This is a genomic window from Serratia sp. BNK-17 (assembly GCF_048684935.1).
Classification (GTDB): domain Bacteria; phylum Pseudomonadota; class Gammaproteobacteria; order Enterobacterales; family Enterobacteriaceae; genus Serratia; species Serratia nematodiphila.
The window spans coordinates 1,571,678-1,587,117 of sequence record NZ_JBLQTR010000001.1; the positions used below are offsets into that span (position 1 = coordinate 1,571,678).

Below are 15,440 nucleotides of genomic sequence, written 5' to 3' on the forward strand. Positions count from 1 at the left end.
ATTGCTCATCCGGCCCCGCGCGAACGGGGCCGGGCGGTTACTCCGCCGGGAACAGGAACGGATTGATGCTGCTGCGGCCGAAGCCTTCTTCTTCCATACGGGCATCCAGCACCAGCGAAGCCAGATCGTCGGCCACCGCTTCGACCTGCGGGTCTTTTTCCTGATAGAGGATCTTCAGGTAAGTGCCGCAGTCGCCGCAGCTCTCCGCCTTCACCGCCGCCTGCTCGCTGTCCAGCGACCAGTAGTTGAGATCGCGAGTCTGCTCGCAGTTGCTGCACTTCACCCGCACCACGTGCCATTCGCTTTCGCACAGGTTGCAGTGCAGGTAGCGCAGGCCGTTGACGGTGCCGATGTGCACCATGCTGGAGACCGGGATGCTGCCGCACACCGGGCAGAACTGGCGCTGCTCGCCGTATTCGGCGCGCGCCTTGCCGGGGATCAGGCTGGCCATCTGCGCCCAATAGAGCGACAGCGCGGCCCAGAGAAACGGCGCCTTCTCGCTGCCTACCTTGCCGAACTCGCGGTTGAGCAAGGCGTCGGCCATCAGCTCCAGCTCGTGCGCCGAGGCCTTCTCCAGGTTGTCCAGCACCGCCAGAATGTGTTCCGGCGCCTGCGGGCGCAGCTCGGCGATCAGCGACGTCAACAGCTTGCGCCAGTGCTCGCTGCGCGGGAACACGCTCAGATCGAGCGGCGGTTTGCCGCTGGCGGCGCCCTGCGCCAACGCTTCGCTAAGATCGAGCGCCAGCGGGTTATCGTGCAGCGCATGCTGCTGCGCCTGCGCCAGCTCGGCGGCGAAGTTCAGGTAGTCACCCAGCGGGTTGTCGACAGCCAGCTGACGCAGACGTTCGGCGCGGCGGCTGTACAGGCTTTTCAGGTTGGCGAAAAGTAACGGCGGGATGTTCTCCGCCGTTGTGGACTTCTCACGCTGTGCCCCTAACTGCTCTTTAGGAACGATGCGGATACTCATCAGGGTTTATCTTCCTGTCGTTTCTCGCGGACCTCACGGTACCAGCGCGGATGATGTTTCTTGGCCCAGGCCGCCGGCACCCAGCCTTCCACCATCGCGGTAATGGTGCCTTTTACCCACAATGCGGCGTAAATGTGCACCATAATCACGATGATAAGGCCGACCGCGGCCAGCGAATGTACCAGCAGCGCGATGCGGATCAGCGGAATGGAGAACGACGGCGCAAAATACGGCCGCCAGATCACCACTCCGCTGGCCAGCAGCAGCACCAGGCTGATAATCGCCGCCCAGAACACGCACTTCTGGCCGAAATTATATCGCCCGGTATCACCCACTTCCTCGTTCATGGCGATTTTGTGGATGTTCTTGGCCCAGACGATATCTTCCCGGTTGATCAGGTTGTGCTTCCAGTAGCGCAGGAACATCAGCAGGAACGCGGCGAACATGATCACCCCGACAAACGGGTGCAGAATGCGCGCCAGCTGCGGCGTCCCGAAGATGTTCATCAGCCAGTTGAAGGAGGGGAAGAAGAACCCCAGCCCGCTGATGGCGGCGAACACGAAGCAGAACGCCACGATCCAGTGGTTGATGCGCTCCGGCGCGCTGTAACGCTGAATGGGCTTTTCCTTTCTCATTTGCGCGTCTCCTCGTCGTGCGACTCGTCGTGCTCGTCCTCATCCTCGACGCGGTTAGGCCCGACGCCGACATAGTGGAACACGCTGGCCGCGAAGGTGGCGGCAAAGCCGATGGCCGCCAGGGGTTTCCACACGCCCTTCCAGAAGGTCACCGCCGGGCTGATGCTCGGGTTGTCCGGCAAACCGTGGTACAGCTGCGGTTTGTCGGCGTGGTGCAACACGTACATCACGTGCGTGCCGCCCACCCCCGCCGGATCGTACAGACCGGCGTTCTGGTAACCGCGGGTGTTCAGCTCGCTGACGCGATCCGCCGCCACCTGCTTCATCGCTTCCTTGGTGCCGAAGTGAATCGCGCCGGTCGGGCAAGTTTTCACGCAGGCCGGTTCCTGGCCGACGTCCACGCGGTCGACGCACAGGGTGCACTTGTACACCCGGTTGTCGTCCTTGTTCATGCGCGGCACGTCGAACGGGCAGCCGGCGATGCAGTAGCCGCAGCCGATGCAGTGCTCGGACTGGAAGTCGACGATGCCGTTGGCGTACTGAATGATCGCGCCTTCCGACGGGCAGGCCTTCAGGCAGCCCGGATCGGCGCAGTGCATGCAGCCGTCCTTGCGGATCAGCCATTCCAGCTTGCCGTTTTCCTCCACCTCGGAGAAGCGCATCACCGTCCACGACTTGGCGGTCAGATCGGCGGGGTTATCGTACACCCCGACGTTGTGCCCCACTTCGTCGCGGATGTCGTTCCATTCGGAACAGGCCACCTGACAGGCCTTGCAGCCGATACAGGTGGTGACATCGATCAGTTTGGCCACTTCTTCCTGGTGGTCACGGGCGCGCGGCGCCGGCGTGAAACCATTGGTGGCGGATTTACGAATGATGTCTTGAGATTGCATGGCCATAATTCGTCTCCGTTACACCTTTTCCACGTTGACCAGGAACGCCTTGAACTCCGGCGTTTGCGTATTGGCGTCGCCGACGAACGGCGTCAGCGTGTTGGCGATAAAGCCTTTCTTCGCCACCCCTTCGTAACCCCAGTGGATCGGGATGCCGATGGTGTCGACTTCCTGGCCGTGCACCTGCAGCGTGCGAATACGCTTGGTCACCACCGCCTTGGCCTTGATGTAGCCACGGTTGGAGCTGACTTTCACGGTATCGCCCTGCTTGATGCCCTTCTTCTCCGCCAGCTTTTCGCCGATTTCCACGAACTGTTCCGGCTGGGCGATGGCGTTCAGCCGCGCGTGCTTGGTCCAGTAGTGGAAGTGCTCGGTCAGACGATAGGTGGTGCCGACGTAAGGGAACTTGTCGGATTTGCCCATCGCCGCCAGATCGTCCTTGAACACGCGCGCCGCCGGGTTGGACACCACGTTCGGGTGCAGCGGGTTGGTGCCGAGCGGCGTTTCGAACGGCTCGTAGTGTTCAGGGAACGGCCCTTCCGCCATCTTGTCGGTGGCGAACAGGCGGCCCATGCCTTCCGGTTGCATGATGAACGGCCCAACGTCGCTGCCCGGCGCGGCGGTGCTGTAGTCCGGGATATCGGCCCCGACCCACTTGGCGCCGTCCCACTCGAGCAGCTGGCGTTTCGGATCCCACGGTTTGCCCTGCGGATCCGCCGAGGCGCGGTTGTACAGAATGCGACGGTTGAGCGGCCATGCCCAGGCCCAGCCCAGCGTGTTGCCGAGGCCGGACGGATCGGCGTTGTCGCGCCGCGCCATCTGGTTGCCGGCCGGCGTCCAGCTGCCGGCGAAGATCCAGCAGCCGCTGGCGGTGGTGCCGTCGTCGCGCAATTGCGCGAACGAGCTGAGCAGTTCGCCTTTTTTCACCAGCACTTTGCCGTCGGCATCCAGCAGATCCGCCAGCGCCTTGCCGTTGTTCTCCTGCGCCACCTCTTCCGGCGCCGGGTTGTCCGGCGTCAGGTAGTCCCAGGTCATGTTCAGCACCTGCTCAGGCACCGCGCCACCGTCGCGCGCATACATCTCGCGCAGGCGGCTGAAGATGCCCGCCAGGATCTCGCCGTCGTTCAGCGCTTCACCCGGGGCGTCCGCGCCTTTCCAGTGCCACTGCAGCCAGCGGCCGGAGTTGACGATCGAGCCGTTCTCTTCGGCGAAGCAGGTGGACGGCAGGCGGAACACTTCGGTCTGGATCTGCGACGGATCCACCTCGTTGAACTCGCCGTGGTTCTGCCAGAAGTTGGAGGTCTCGGTGTTCAACGGATCGATGGTCACCAGGAACTTCAGCTTGGACAGCGAAGCCACCACCTTGTTTTTGTTCGGGAACGACGCCACCGGGTTAAAGCCCTGGCAGAAGTAGCCGTTGACCTTGCCCTGCGCCATCATCTCGAAGTACTGCAGCACGTCGTAGCCTTTGTCCCACTTCGGCAACCAGTCAAAGCCCCAGCTGTTGTCCTTCTGCGCCTTGTCGCCGTAGAAGGTCTTCATCATGCTGACGAAGAATTTCGGGTAGTTGCCCCAGTAGTTCACCTGGCCCGGCAGCAGCGCCTTCGGCGTGTTAGCCTTCAGGTAGGTCTCGAGATCGGTCTGTTTCTCCGACGGCAGCGTCAGGTAGCCCGGCAGGCTCTGCGACAGCAGGCCGAGATCGGTCAGACCCTGGATGTTGGAGTGGCCACGCAGCGCGTTGACGCCGCCGCCCGCCATGCCCATGTTGCCGAGCAGCAGCTGGATCATCGCCATGGTGCGGATGTTCTGTGCGCCGACCGAGTGCTGAGTCCAGCCCAGGGCGTACAGGAACGAAGCGGTCTTATCCGCCACGCAGGTTTCGGCGATGTATTCACACACCTTGAGGAAATCGTCCTTCGGCGTGCCGCAGATGTTGCTCACCACGTCAGGCGTGTAGCGGCTCACGTGCTGCTTCAGCAGGTTCCACACGCAGCGCGGATCCTGCAGCGTGACGTCGCGCTTGGCGAAGCCGTTCTCGTCGAACTGGTAGTTCCAGGTGGTTTTGTCGTACTTGCGGTTTTCCGCGTCGTAGCCGCTGAACAAGCCGTCTTCGAAGGCAAAGTCTTCCCGCACCAGCAGGCTGGCGTTGGTGTAGGCCTCGACGTACTCGCGATTAAACTTGTTGTTGGTCATCAGATACAGCAACACGCCCGACAGGAAAGCGATGTCGGTCCCGGAGCGGATCGGCGTGTAGAAGTCCGCCACCGATGCGGTTCGGGTAAAGCGCGGATCGATCACGATCAGCTTGGCATTGTTGTGTATTTTGGCTTCCATCGCCCAGCGGAACCCCACCGGATGCGCTTCCGCCGCATTACCGCCCATGACGATAATCAAATTCGCGTTCTTGATATCAACCCAGTGGTTGGTCATCGCACCGCGACCAAATGTTGGAGCAAGACTTGCTACCGTTGGTCCGTGTCAGACACGCGCCTGGTTGTCTACGGCAAGCATGCCGAGAGCGCGACTAAATTTTTGCGACAGAAAACCGGTTTCGTTGCTGGCGGCCGAGGCGCACAGCATGCCGGTGGTCAGCCAGCGGTTGACGGTAACGCCCTGGTCGTTGGTTTTGATGAAGTTGGCGTCACGGTCTTCCTTCACCAGCTTGGCGATGCGGGTAAAGGCGTCGTCCCAGCTGATGCGCTGCCATTTGTCCGACCCTGGCGCCCGGTATTCCGGGTACTTGAGGCGGCTTTCGCTGTGGATGAAGTCAACCAGGCCGGCGCCTTTCGGGCAAAGCGCGCCGCGGTTTACCGGGTGATCCGGATCCCCTTCGATATGGAAAATGCTTTCTTTGGCGTTTTTGGCGCCATCACCAAGGCTGTACATCAACAGCCCACAGCCGACGGAACAATACGTACAGGTATTACGGGTCTCGCGGGCGCGCAGCAGTTTGTACTGCCGGGTTTCCGCCAACGCCACTTCGGGGGCAAAGCCCAGCGCGGCCACCGTCGTTCCTGCCATACCGCCAGCGCAGATCTTAAAGAACTGCCTTCTGCTGACCTGCATGGGGGTCTCCTTTACTCTCGATTGTCACATTGTTCAAATGCGCCTGCCCGCTAGCGCGGCAAACGCGAATGTCACTGTTGTTATGCTTGCTACGAACGCCGGCCATATTACCACAGCGTGCTTGTGGTTGTTACACACTCGTGCTCATTCAGTGAACGCATTGGCACATTTCGATACATTTCGGCGTTGGCGCTCCCTACAGTATAGAGAGTAACCAACGCGCCGGGGCGGCGGTTCGACGCGGCCCCCCAGCGCCCTCTTCTATCAGCATGTTAACGCAACGATTTGTTCATTAACCACACAGTTAACAGGGCATTGATAATCATTTTCAATATCATTTAATTAACTATAATGATCCGACTGCTTACGCGGTGCTCGCCCTTTGCGCCGCCCATACACCACTGGAGATGATGATTATGAGTTATTCACTGCCATCCCTGCCGTACGCTTACGACGCACTGGAACCGCATTTCGACAAGCAGACGATGGAAATCCATCACACCAAACACCACCAGACCTACGTCAACAACGCCAACACCGTGCTGGAAGCCTACCCTGAGCTGGCCAAATACAGCGTTGAAGAGCTGATCCAGGATCTGGATAAAGTGCCTGCCGACAAACGCACCTTCATGCGCAACAACGCCGGCGGCCACGCCAACCACAGCTTCTTCTGGAAAAACCTGAAAACCGGCACCACGCTGGGCGGCGATCTGAAAGCGGCCATCGAGCGCGATTTCGGCAGCGTTGAGAAATTCCAGGAAGAGTTCGAGAAAGCCGCAGCCACCCGCTTCGGTTCCGGTTGGGCCTGGCTGGTGCTGAAAGACGGCAAGCTGGCCGTAGTGTCTACCGCCAACCAGGACAGCCCGCTGATGGGCGAAGCCGTCGCCGGCGCTTCCGGTTTCCCAATCATCGGCCTGGACGTGTGGGAACACGCTTACTACCTGAAATATCAGAACAAACGTCCTGACTACATCAAGGCGTTCTGGAACGTGGTCAACTGGGATGAAGCCGCCGCGCGCTTCGCCGCGAAGAAGTAATTCGCCCCTGTTGATGAAGATGCCCGCCGCCGGCGGGTATTTTTTTGCCTGAAACCCGCTAAAGTTTGACCACTTCCTGCCGATGGTTTGTTCAATTGACGTTCGCCCGGAGAAGGAAAAACGCTATGGCGGCATTGCAAGCATTGGCAGGAAAGTTCACTCATCTCACCGTAGGTAAAAAGCTCGGCCTCGGCTTCGCGCTGTTGCTGCTGTTGGCGGTCGTCATCGCCGGCACCGGAGCGCAATATCTGCATATCATTGAATCCCGCGCCGATCGTATCGACTTCAGCAACCGGCTGAACGAGGAGATCAACCAGGCCAAATACAACCGCGCCATGTACGGCCAGACCTACCAGCCGGAGTATCTGCAGAACAACCGCGCCAATATTGAAAACGCCGTCAAACTGATAGAGCAGGGACAGGCGCTGGACTGGGACGCCCAAAGCCGCAAGGATCTGCAGCGTCTGGTGACGCTGATCGGGGAATATCAGCAGCAGCAAAAGGTCTTTGAGCAAGCGGTCTCGGCGAAAGACGCCGTGCGCCAGAGCTGGAACATGTCGGAAGTGCAGGCCAGCCTGAGCCAGGTGGAGCGCCAGCTGACCAACGGCGATCTGCAACTGGCCTTCATCCAACTGAACCAGAAGCTGACCCAGGTGCGCTACGGCGCGCGCGGCCTGCTGCTGAGCCTGAACAAGGAAACCGAAGCGCCGCTGATGGCGGCCATCGACGACGCGCGCGACGCGGCCAACGCCCTGAGCCGCCGGGTCAGCGACGCGCAGCGCCCGCAGCTGCAGCCGCTGCTGGCCGCTTTGGACGATTACAAAAACCGCATTGCGGCCTACCTGCCGGCCTATGAGCACGAGCAGCAAATCAGCCGGCAGCTCGGCGAACGCGCGCAGGCGATCGGCACGCTGGTGAACGCCTTTATGCAGGACGAGCTGGTGCAGACGCGCAACAACATCAACCTGGCGCAGCTGCAGATGGGCGTCACCACCCTGATCGCCATCATCGCCGGGGTGCTTATCGCCTGGCGCATCACGCTGCAGATCACCCGTCCGCTGCAAAGTACGCTGGCGATGGCGGAACGCATCGCCGGCGGCGATCTGCGCCAGGCGCAGACCAGCACCCGCCGCGATGAGTTGGGGCAGTTGCTGAACGCGGTGGCGGCCATGAGCCAAAATCTGCGCACCATGATTGAGAAGATCCAGATGGGGGTCAGCCAGGTCTCCACCGCCTCGGCGGAAATCGCCGCCGGCAACACCGATCTCTCTTCCCGCACCGAGCAGCAGGCGGCGGCGGTCGAGGAAACCGCCGCCAGCATGGAACAGCTGACCGCCACGGTGAAACAGAACGCCGACAACGCCCATCATGCCAATCAGCTGGCCACCGACGCCTCGCAGACCGCGCAACAGGGCGGCAAGCTGGTGGAGAACGTGGTCAGCACCATGCGCGATATTTCCAGCAGTTCGCAGCGTATCGCCGAAATTACTACCCTGATCAACGGCATTGCCTTCCAGACCAACATCCTGGCGCTCAACGCCGCGGTGGAAGCAGCGCGCGCCGGCGAACAGGGCCGCGGCTTCTCGGTGGTCGCCAGCGAAGTGCGCAGCCTGGCGAGCCGCAGCGCCCAGGCGGCGAAGGAGATCGAAGGGCTGATCGCCGAATCGGTCAGCCGGGTGAAAACCGGCACCGAACTGGTGGAAAGCACCGGCAATACCATGGAGCAGATCGTCCGCTCGGTCACCCACGTGCGCGACATCATGGCCGAGATCGCCGCCGCCTCCGATGAACAGACGCGCGGCATCGCCCAGATTGGCCAGGCGATCGTCGAAATGGACCATACCACTCAGCAGAACGCCGCGCTGGTGGAAGAGTCCGCCGCCGCCGCCGATTCGCTGGAAGAGCAGGCCGACATGCTGTTGCAGAGCGTTTCGGTGTTCCGTTTGGCGGAGCAGACCGAACCCGCCGCCGTGAAAGCCGCCGCGCCGAAAGCGCCGGCCGTAAAACCCGCGGCCGCCAACGCCGCAGCGGAAGAGAACTGGACCACCTTCTGACGCCATCAGGCGAGGAATATCCGTTCCTCGCCCTATCTTTGTGGCAACAGGTGGGTCGCAACTCCCCAATTCAACAAATTAAAACCAGAGGCGGTCGCATCAAGCATTGCGTAGCCGCAATTGCGATGACCGTATCTGCGGAGGTCCTCCTGCGGGTCAGCCCCTTTAAGCCACCAAATCAGTGCCTGCAGAGCATGGCCGTGCGTAACCACACCAAGCGTTTGATTTTGTCCATCGACAGCCAGATCGGACAGACAAGCCATCAGGCGCCAGGCAACCTCATAAGCATTCTCCCCTCCCGGAGCCGACGCCTCTGCCTTACCGGCAAAGAGGCACTGCGTCGCTTCAGGATAATCGCGCATGGCCTGCGCATAAGATAATCCTTCCAGTCGGCCAAAATCTTGCTCCTGCAAACGCTTATCCATTTGCACAGTGCAGCCACATCTCTCAGCCAACGTCTCCGCTGTCGTAAAAGCCCGGCCAGCCGGTGAACTGATCAACAAAGTGACCGATAACATTTGCAAGCGAGCGCCAAGCCCAGCGATTTGACGTCGCCCCTCTTCTGTCAGCGGACTGTCACTTCGCCCCTGAATAATCCCCGAGCGGTTCCATTCTGACTCCGCATGCCTCAATACAATGAAACGCATGGTTTTTTCTCGACGATAAAAGCCTAAATATAGACAGGAAAAACACATCCTTCCGTACAGGTAAACGCCGGGTAGTGTACGGGAACAACTCAGGCTATGCTGAGCCCTCGACGCGAGACACGGAGGCGCACATGCATCACCCAGACGTTTACATCGGCAGCATTCAACCCTATGAGGGCGGGCACCCCAGCGCCATCGCCAAGCGCCAGGTGGATGGCGCCATCCGGCTCACGCCGCTCGGCCTGGAGGGTGACGAACAGGCAGAGAAAAGCTATCACGGCGGGCCGGACCGCGCGCTGTGCCACTACCCGCGCGAGCATTACGCCCACTGGCGCGAGCAGTTTCCGGCGCAGGCGGAGCAATTTTGCGCCCCGGCCTTCGGCGAGAATCTCTCCACCGAAGGGCTGACCGAACACAACGTGTTTATGGGCGACATCTTCCGCTGGGGCGAGGCGCTGATCCAGGTCACTCAGCCGCGCTCGCCGTGCTTCAAGCTCAACTATCACTTCGCCATCGAGGATATTTCTCTGCTGATGCAGCAAAGCGGCCGCTGCGGCTGGCTGTATCGGGTTGTGTCGCCGGGCGCGGTCAGCGGCGACCGTCCGCTGGAGCTGGCGGCGCGCAGCAGCGACGTGACGGTCGCCGAAGCCATCGCCATCGCCTGGCATATGCCGTTCGACGCGGAACAGTACCGCCGCCTGTTGGCGGTGGCCGGCCTCTCCGCCAGCTGGAGCAAGACCATGCTCACGCGGCTCGCCGAAGGGCGCCTCGAGGACTTCAATCGCCGCCTGCTCGGCCGTTGAACGCGCGGGCGGAAAAGATGAAAAACGTGCGCCGGATGCCGCGCTAACCCTTTTCTTCCGCCTATACTGTAGCCGCACGTTTTTTCAGCCAGGAGTCAGGTATATGACCACCCCGACCCATTCGATTCATCACGCCGCCGCCGAAGGCTATCAGGCCAATGCCGATCGCTATGTGAAAGGCCGGCCGGATTACCCGCCGGAAATCGCCGTCTGGCTGCGTGACGTCATCGGTCTGCACGCCGGCATGACGGTCATCGATCTCGGCGCCGGCACCGGCAAGTTCACCCCGCGCCTGCTGGAAACCGGCGCGCAGGTGATCGCCGTCGAACCGGTGCCGCAAATGCTGGAAAAACTGTCGGCGGCGCTGCCGCAGGTGAAAACGCTGGCGGGCACCGCCGAGGCGATCCCGCTGCCGGACGAGTCGGTGGATGCGGTGGTCTGCGCCCAGTCCTTCCATTGGTTCGCCACGCCGCAGGCGCTGGCGGAAATCCAGCGCATTCTCAAGCCCGGCGGCAAACTCGGCCTGGTGTGGAACATGCGCGATGCGCGTGTCGGTTGGGTGCGTAAACTGAATCAGATCGTCGATAGCCACGAAGGCGATGCGCCGCGTTTCTATACCGGCGAATGGCGCAAGTTCTTCCCGTTCAAAGGCTTTGAACCGCTGCAGGAGCAGGTGTTTATGCTGGGCCACCGGGGCGCAGTGGAGGACGTGATCTACAACCGCGTGCGTTCAACCAGCTTTATCGCCGCGCTGCCGCAGCCGCAACAGGAGCAGGTTATCGATCAATTGCGCCAACTGGTGGCGGAAGAAGAGGAGCTGCAGGGCCAGGACACGGTCACCGTGCCCTATCAGACCAAGGCGTATTTCACCACCAAGGTCTGACGCCCGGGGTTCAGAACGCTTTCTTGGCGTAGCCGGTGACCGCTTTCAGGCCCATCTCGCGGCCCAGCGCGGTCATCGGGTGCACCACGATCAGCCCGCGCGCGCTTTTCTTCAGCGCGCCCATATCGGCCTGCTCTTTCTTGGTGATCTCGCGGCTGAACGGCAGCTTGCTCAGCTTCTGCGCTTCGGCGCTCAGCTTCTCGCCGCGCACGTTTTTCAGGCGCTCGATCTCCGTCGCCAGCTTCTCTTTCTCTTTGGTGTGCTGTGCGATCAACTCAGGATTGCCCTGTTGGATCACGGTGGCGTCTTTGTGGTTCAAGGCGTCCAGCAGGTCGCTCAGGCGCTTGATCTCTGCCTTTTCTTTCTCTTTCATGGTCTCTGGCCCGTTGTGCCCAAAATGGCACGCTAATCAATGATACCGGCATTGTAGCAAAAGGCGCGCGCCGTTACCCGTTCTGCGCAATGCCGGGCGGCAGGCCGCTCATCTCGCAGGCTTTGGCGCCCAGCCGGGCCAGCGCCTGGGTGTAGCGCGCGTTGAACGGGTAGCAGCAGGAGAGCCGCAGCGCGTTGCGGTAACGCCCGCTGGGCGAATACAGGGTGCCCGGCGTCAAACAAATCTGCTCCTCCAGCAGCTGATGGAACAGCGCCACGCTGTCCACGCCGGGAGGGAATTCGACCCAGAACACGAAGCCGCCCGCCGGCTGCGTGGCCAGCGTGCCGCGCGGGAAATGCCGGGCGATCAGCGCCCGTGCCTCGTCCACCTGAGCGGCATAGCGCTTACGCAGGTTGCGCAAATGGTGATCGTAGCCGCCGCTCTCCAGGAAGGTCGCCAGCGTTTCCGACAGCAGCTGTGACTCGGACATCGACGACACCGCCTTCAGCTTGCGCAACGCCTCATGGAAACGGCCGCCGCAGATCCAACCGACGCGAAAATCCGGCGCCAGCGTTTTGGTAAAGCTGGAGCAAAACAGCACCCAGCCGTCGCGATCGAACGCCTTCACCGCCGGTGACAGCGCGCCGCCGAACTGGATCTCGGCATACAGCCCATCTTCAATCAACGGCACCTGATGATCGTTCATCAGCCGCGCCAGCCGCTTTTTCGCCGCCAGCGGCATGGTGCAACCCAGCGGGTTTTGCACCGTCGGCATGGCGATCACCGCATTCAGCCGCTTCTCGTTCAGCAGCAGCTCCAGCGCGTCCAACGACAGCCCCAGCTGCGGATCGGTAGGGATTTCCAGCGCTTTCAGCCCCAGGCTGGCCAGCAGCGGCAGCAGGTAAAAGTAGGTCGGCGACTCCAGCCCGACGCAGTCGCCCGGTTGGGTGGTGACGCGCAGCGCCAGCTGCAGCGCTTCCATGCAGCCGTGGGTCAGCACCACGTCGCCCGGCTCCAACAGCATGCCGAGCGTCATCGAGCGGCGGGCGATCTGCTGACGCAGCCGCAGGCTGCCGGGCGGCAACGGGTACTGCCCGATCAGATCCGGCTGGCGGCGCAGCTGAGAGGACAGCATGCGCCCCAACTTGCCGCCGGGATAAAAGTCGCTGGTCTGCGGGCAAGCCAACGCAATATTGGTGAAGGCCGGGTTTTGCTGGGCGGCGAACACCGTGTCGATCAGCGCCAGCACGTCGTCCGCCGGCGGTTCGATACGGCCGCTGGGCGCCGAGGCCATCTTCAGCGCCGGCAACGTGCTGCGCACATAAAACCCCGACTGTGGCCGTGCTTCGATCAGCCCGCGATCCTCCAGCGTGCGGTAAGCCGACACCACGGTATTGATGCTGACGCGATGGGTTTGCGCACAGCGCCGCACCGAAGGCAAGCGGTCGCCGGGCCGCAGCGTGCTGCGGCGAATGGCCTCGGCCAGCGTATCCGCCAGCTGCAGGTAACGGGTATCCGGGGTTTCATCGAGCAGGGTCACAGTTTCTCTCCAGGCAATGGGTACAGTTTACATTTCGCACAACTGTAACCATGACAATAGCCGATTTGTGGTTCTGTCACCATCCCATTGCAGCGATTATGCTGATCCTCTCGTTATCACCGTCATTTTCAAGGAACCTGCCATGCTGGACTCCGCCTTTGTCAGCTACGTCACCGTCATGTCGATCACCCCCGGCCCCAACAACCTGCTGCTGGCCTCGTCGGGCGTCAACTTCGGCCTGCGCCGCACCCTGCCGATGCTGTTCGGCATCTGCGTCGGTTGTGCAGTACAGCTGGCGATCATTATCCCGCTGCTGGCGCTGGCGCTGAGCTGGGCCGGCGTCATCCGCTTCCCGCTGGCGGTGATCGGCTGCGCCTACCTGCTGTGGCTATCATGGAAATTGTTCAAGGCAGCCTCGCCGGACGCCAAAGAGCAGGCGCAGCCGATGAGCCTGCTCAACGGCGCGCTGTTTCAGGCGGTCAACCCCAAGGCCTGGCTGATGGTGATCAACGTGGCGATCCTGTTCACCCCGCGCGAAGGCGCCACTTTTGTCCATACTCTGTCGGTCATCGCTGGTTTCGCGCTGCTGAACTTGCCTTGCGTGCTGCTGTGGGCGGTGCTGGGCGATCGGTTGCGCAACGCGCTGCGGGTCACCTGGAAGCTGCGGGTGTTCAACGGCGCGATGTCCGGGCTGATGGCCGCCACCGCGCTGTGGTTGTTGTTCGACGAGTGGCGCGCGGCCTTTGCCTAGCCGCGGCCGAGAGGAGAAAGCCGGGAGGGTTGCTTGGCGCCGATGCCGGCGATCAGATCGGTAATGGACAACACCATGGTGGAGCGCACCATCTGCTGATAGCGCTGGCGCTGCATGGCGATCAGCGCTTCATCCGCCTCGCCCGGCTGCAGGAAAGTCGGCACCGGCGGCAGCGCGGCCACGCAGTGCAGCTCGCCGAACGGCCCGAGGATTTCGTCGTCGACGAAGCGGTATTCCGAACCGTCGTGGTTCAGCTCTTCGCGCATCGCCATCAGCAGTTCGGCGTCTTCATATTCGTGGCGGGAGATCACCCCCAGCCCGTACATCAGCTTCAGGCGCACCGACAGCTCCCCCAGCGGGCCGCTGCCGGACAATAGCGGTTCGACGGCATATTTCACCGCATAGTCGTCCTTGCGGAATACCTGCACCACCAGCACGTTGAGCGCTTCCGCCAGCAGCTCTACCGCCGCGATCAGGAAGCTGCGCACCGTTTTGCCCGCGTTCAGCTTTTCCAGAACCTGGTTTTCAAATGCCTGTGCTTCTTCCATCGTCGCTTTTCGAAAGGCGTGGGGAGGGCCGTCGATGCCGAACTCGGGTTCCAGGAGCGCAGCAAGCTGCGCTCGGGTGTTCATCATCACGATTCTACTTGTGCATGGCGTTATACACAGCAACGGCCTGTTCTACAACCTCGCTTTCCGCCGGCAGGCCGGAAATTTGCGCCAGCGCGGCTTTCGGCCCGAGCGTATTCAGCAGTTCCGCCAGTTCCTGCGCTTGCGGATCCTGTTCGCTGCGGTAGCTCATGGCGGCGGCGATGCCCTGGATCAGGTTGGCATGCGGCAGGCCGTATTCCAGCGTGCCCAGCAGCGGTTTGATCAGGCGATCGCCGGCGCTCAGTTTGCGCAGCGGCTGGCGCCCTACGCGCTCGACGTCGTCGTGCAGATACGGATTTTCAAAGCGGCCGAGGATTTTGTTGATGTAGGCGGCATGCTTGTCGGCGTCGAAGCCGTAACGCTTGATCAGCACCGCGCCGCTCTCTTCCATCGCCCCTTTCACCACGCGGCGGATCGCCGGGTCGAGAATGGCGTCGCGAATGGTTTGCAGCCCGGCCCGTTGGCCGAGGTAGGCGGTGATGGCATGGCCGGTGTTGAGGGTGAACAGCTTGCGCTCGACGAAGGCCATCAGGTTATCGGTCAGCTCCATGCCGGCGATCGCCGGAGGCTGGCCTTTAAACTGCGTCTGATCGACGATCCATTCGCTGAAGGTTTCCACCGTCACTTCCAGCGGATCGCTGCTGTCCGCCGGCGGCACGATGCGGTCGACCGCCGAATCGACGAAGCCGACGTGCTGCTCAACCCATGCCTGCTCGTCCTGCGGCAGCGCGGCAAACACGTGCTGCTTCAGCTGGCTGGTGCCGCGCACCATGTTCTCGCAGGCGATGATGTTCAGCGGCTGCACATTGCCCTGCTGATGGCGCAGCACCAGCCCTTTGGCGATCGTGCCGGCGATTTTGGCGAGAATTTGCGGGCCAACGGCGGTGGTCACCAGATCCGCCTCGGCGATCAGCGCCACCGCGGCTTCGCTGCCGCTGTTGACGGCGCTGACGTTGTTGACGCTCTCTACGCGCTCTTGCTCGCCCACCACGTGCACCTGGTAGCTTTTACGGCTGTTCAGCAGATCCAGCACCGTTTGATTGACGTCGGCGAAGGTCAGCTCAACCCCGGCGTCCGCCAGCAGCTTGCCGATAAAACCGCGGCCGATGTTCCCTGCGCCAAAATGTAATGCTTTCATAAC

The 15,440-nt window shown here is 61.8% G+C and carries 14 protein-coding genes; 5 read left to right on the top strand and 9 right to left on the bottom strand.

Annotated features, from left to right (window positions below):
* Window positions 1-37: 37 nt before the first annotated feature.
* The 4 genes from fdhE to fdnG are packed head-to-tail and all read right to left on the bottom strand — an operon-like array spanning window position 38 to window position 5,561.
* The gene (gene fdhE / locus ACMGF7_RS07565) at window positions 38-967 is read right to left on the bottom strand and encodes a formate dehydrogenase accessory protein FdhE (RefSeq protein ID WP_004934019.1); all 930 of its coding nucleotides are present in this window, start codon (window positions 965-967) and stop codon (window positions 38-40) included.
* Window positions 967-1,602 (bottom strand): formate dehydrogenase cytochrome b556 subunit, encoded by a 636-nt coding sequence (fdoI, locus tag ACMGF7_RS07570; RefSeq protein ID WP_004934017.1) that lies wholly within the window; start codon window positions 1,600-1,602, stop codon window positions 967-969. The genes fdhE and fdoI overlap by 1 nt, the downstream gene beginning before the upstream one ends.
* Window positions 1,599-2,501 carry a formate dehydrogenase subunit beta gene (gene fdxH, locus ACMGF7_RS07575; protein WP_004934014.1) on the bottom strand — a complete coding sequence of 301 codons (903 nt, stop codon included), beginning with the start codon at window positions 2,499-2,501 and terminating at the stop codon, window positions 1,599-1,601. The genes fdoI and fdxH overlap by 4 nt, the downstream gene beginning before the upstream one ends.
* Before the next feature lie 12 nt (window positions 2,502-2,513).
* Window positions 2,514-5,561, bottom strand: a complete 3,048-nt coding sequence (fdnG, locus tag ACMGF7_RS07580) for a formate dehydrogenase-N subunit alpha (RefSeq protein WP_103086119.1) — start codon at window positions 5,559-5,561, stop codon at window positions 2,514-2,516.
* 416 nt (window positions 5,562-5,977) lie between these two features.
* Between fdnG and sodA the strand changes: the two genes are divergently transcribed.
* Both sodA and ACMGF7_RS07590 read left to right on the top strand, forming a co-directional pair.
* Window positions 5,978-6,598, top strand: a complete 621-nt coding sequence (gene sodA, locus ACMGF7_RS07585) for a superoxide dismutase [Mn] (protein ID WP_004934003.1) — start codon at window positions 5,978-5,980, stop codon at window positions 6,596-6,598.
* Between the two features lie 125 nt (window positions 6,599-6,723).
* Window positions 6,724-8,652 carry a methyl-accepting chemotaxis protein gene (locus ACMGF7_RS07590; RefSeq protein ID WP_164095884.1) on the top strand — a complete coding sequence of 643 codons (1,929 nt, stop codon included), beginning with the start codon at window positions 6,724-6,726 and terminating at the stop codon, window positions 8,650-8,652.
* Between the two features lie 32 nt (window positions 8,653-8,684).
* Here the strand turns inward: ACMGF7_RS07590 and ACMGF7_RS07595 are convergent, their stop codons facing one another.
* Window positions 8,685-9,299 (bottom strand): histidine phosphatase family protein, encoded by a 615-nt coding sequence (locus ACMGF7_RS07595; RefSeq protein WP_015376170.1) that lies wholly within the window; start codon window positions 9,297-9,299, stop codon window positions 8,685-8,687.
* A 131-nt stretch (window positions 9,300-9,430) separates the two neighbouring features.
* On the opposite strand from ACMGF7_RS07595, the gene yiiM reads away from it, so the two are divergent.
* Both yiiM and ACMGF7_RS07605 read left to right on the top strand, forming a co-directional pair.
* A complete protein-coding gene (gene yiiM, locus ACMGF7_RS07600) occupies window positions 9,431-10,102 on the top strand; it encodes a 6-hydroxyaminopurine reductase (RefSeq protein WP_420286410.1) in 672 nt (223 codons plus the stop codon).
* Between the two features lie 103 nt (window positions 10,103-10,205).
* Window positions 10,206-10,985 carry a class I SAM-dependent methyltransferase gene (locus ACMGF7_RS07605; protein WP_049240367.1) on the top strand — a complete coding sequence of 260 codons (780 nt, stop codon included), beginning with the start codon at window positions 10,206-10,208 and terminating at the stop codon, window positions 10,983-10,985.
* Window positions 10,986-10,995: 10 nt separating this feature from the next.
* Here ACMGF7_RS07605 and ACMGF7_RS07610 read toward each other — a convergent pair whose 3' ends face one another.
* Both ACMGF7_RS07610 and ACMGF7_RS07615 read right to left on the bottom strand, forming a co-directional pair.
* Window positions 10,996-11,358, bottom strand: coding sequence for a YibL family ribosome-associated protein (locus ACMGF7_RS07610; protein WP_004933989.1), 363 nt, complete (start codon window positions 11,356-11,358; stop codon window positions 10,996-10,998).
* Window positions 11,359-11,431: 73 nt separating this feature from the next.
* On the bottom strand, window positions 11,432-12,898 hold the full coding sequence (locus tag ACMGF7_RS07615; protein ID WP_420286411.1) for a PLP-dependent aminotransferase family protein: 1,467 nt from the start codon (window positions 12,896-12,898) through the stop codon (window positions 11,432-11,434).
* A gap of 142 nt (window positions 12,899-13,040) precedes the next feature.
* Here ACMGF7_RS07615 and ACMGF7_RS07620 point away from each other — a divergent pair, with 142 nt between their 5' ends.
* A complete protein-coding gene (locus ACMGF7_RS07620) occupies window positions 13,041-13,649 on the top strand; it encodes a LysE family translocator (protein WP_049240368.1) in 609 nt (202 codons plus the stop codon).
* Here the strand turns inward: ACMGF7_RS07620 and ACMGF7_RS07625 are convergent.
* The gene (locus ACMGF7_RS07625) at window positions 13,646-14,197 is read right to left on the bottom strand and encodes an MltR family transcriptional regulator (protein WP_016929575.1); all 552 of its coding nucleotides are present in this window, start codon (window positions 14,195-14,197) and stop codon (window positions 13,646-13,648) included. The genes ACMGF7_RS07620 and ACMGF7_RS07625 overlap by 4 nt on opposite strands.
* Before the next feature lie 94 nt (window positions 14,198-14,291).
* Entirely contained in the window at window positions 14,292-15,437 is a 1,146-nt protein-coding gene (locus ACMGF7_RS07630) for a mannitol-1-phosphate 5-dehydrogenase (protein ID WP_197763947.1), read from the bottom strand.
* Window positions 15,438-15,440: the final 3 nt, after the last annotated feature.

Excerpts from the sequence above, each read along its gene's own strand:
- fdhE (WP_004934019.1), bottom strand. The coding sequence starts at position 967 with ATGAGTATCCGCATCGTTCCTAAAGAGCAGTTAGGGGCACAGCGTGAG.
- fdoI (WP_004934017.1), bottom strand. The coding sequence starts at position 1,602 with ATGAGAAAGGAAAAGCCCATTCAGCGTTACAGCGCGCCGGAGCGCATC.
- fdxH (WP_004934014.1), bottom strand. The coding sequence starts at position 2,501 with ATGGCCATGCAATCTCAAGACATCATTCGTAAATCCGCCACCAATGGT.
- sodA (WP_004934003.1), top strand. The coding sequence starts at position 5,978 with ATGAGTTATTCACTGCCATCCCTGCCGTACGCTTACGACGCACTGGAA.
- ACMGF7_RS07590 (WP_164095884.1), top strand. The coding sequence starts at position 6,724 with ATGGCGGCATTGCAAGCATTGGCAGGAAAGTTCACTCATCTCACCGTA.
- ACMGF7_RS07595 (WP_015376170.1), bottom strand. The coding sequence starts at position 9,299 with ATGCGTTTCATTGTATTGAGGCATGCGGAGTCAGAATGGAACCGCTCG.
- yiiM (WP_420286410.1), top strand. The coding sequence starts at position 9,431 with ATGCATCACCCAGACGTTTACATCGGCAGCATTCAACCCTATGAGGGC.
- ACMGF7_RS07605 (WP_049240367.1), top strand. The coding sequence starts at position 10,206 with ATGACCACCCCGACCCATTCGATTCATCACGCCGCCGCCGAAGGCTAT.
- ACMGF7_RS07610 (WP_004933989.1), bottom strand. The coding sequence starts at position 11,358 with ATGAAAGAGAAAGAAAAGGCAGAGATCAAGCGCCTGAGCGACCTGCTG.
- ACMGF7_RS07620 (WP_049240368.1), top strand. The coding sequence starts at position 13,041 with ATGCTGGACTCCGCCTTTGTCAGCTACGTCACCGTCATGTCGATCACC.
- ACMGF7_RS07625 (WP_016929575.1), bottom strand. The coding sequence starts at position 14,197 with ATGGAAGAAGCACAGGCATTTGAAAACCAGGTTCTGGAAAAGCTGAAC.
- ACMGF7_RS07630 (WP_197763947.1), bottom strand. The coding sequence starts at position 15,437 with ATGAAAGCATTACATTTTGGCGCAGGGAACATCGGCCGCGGTTTTATC.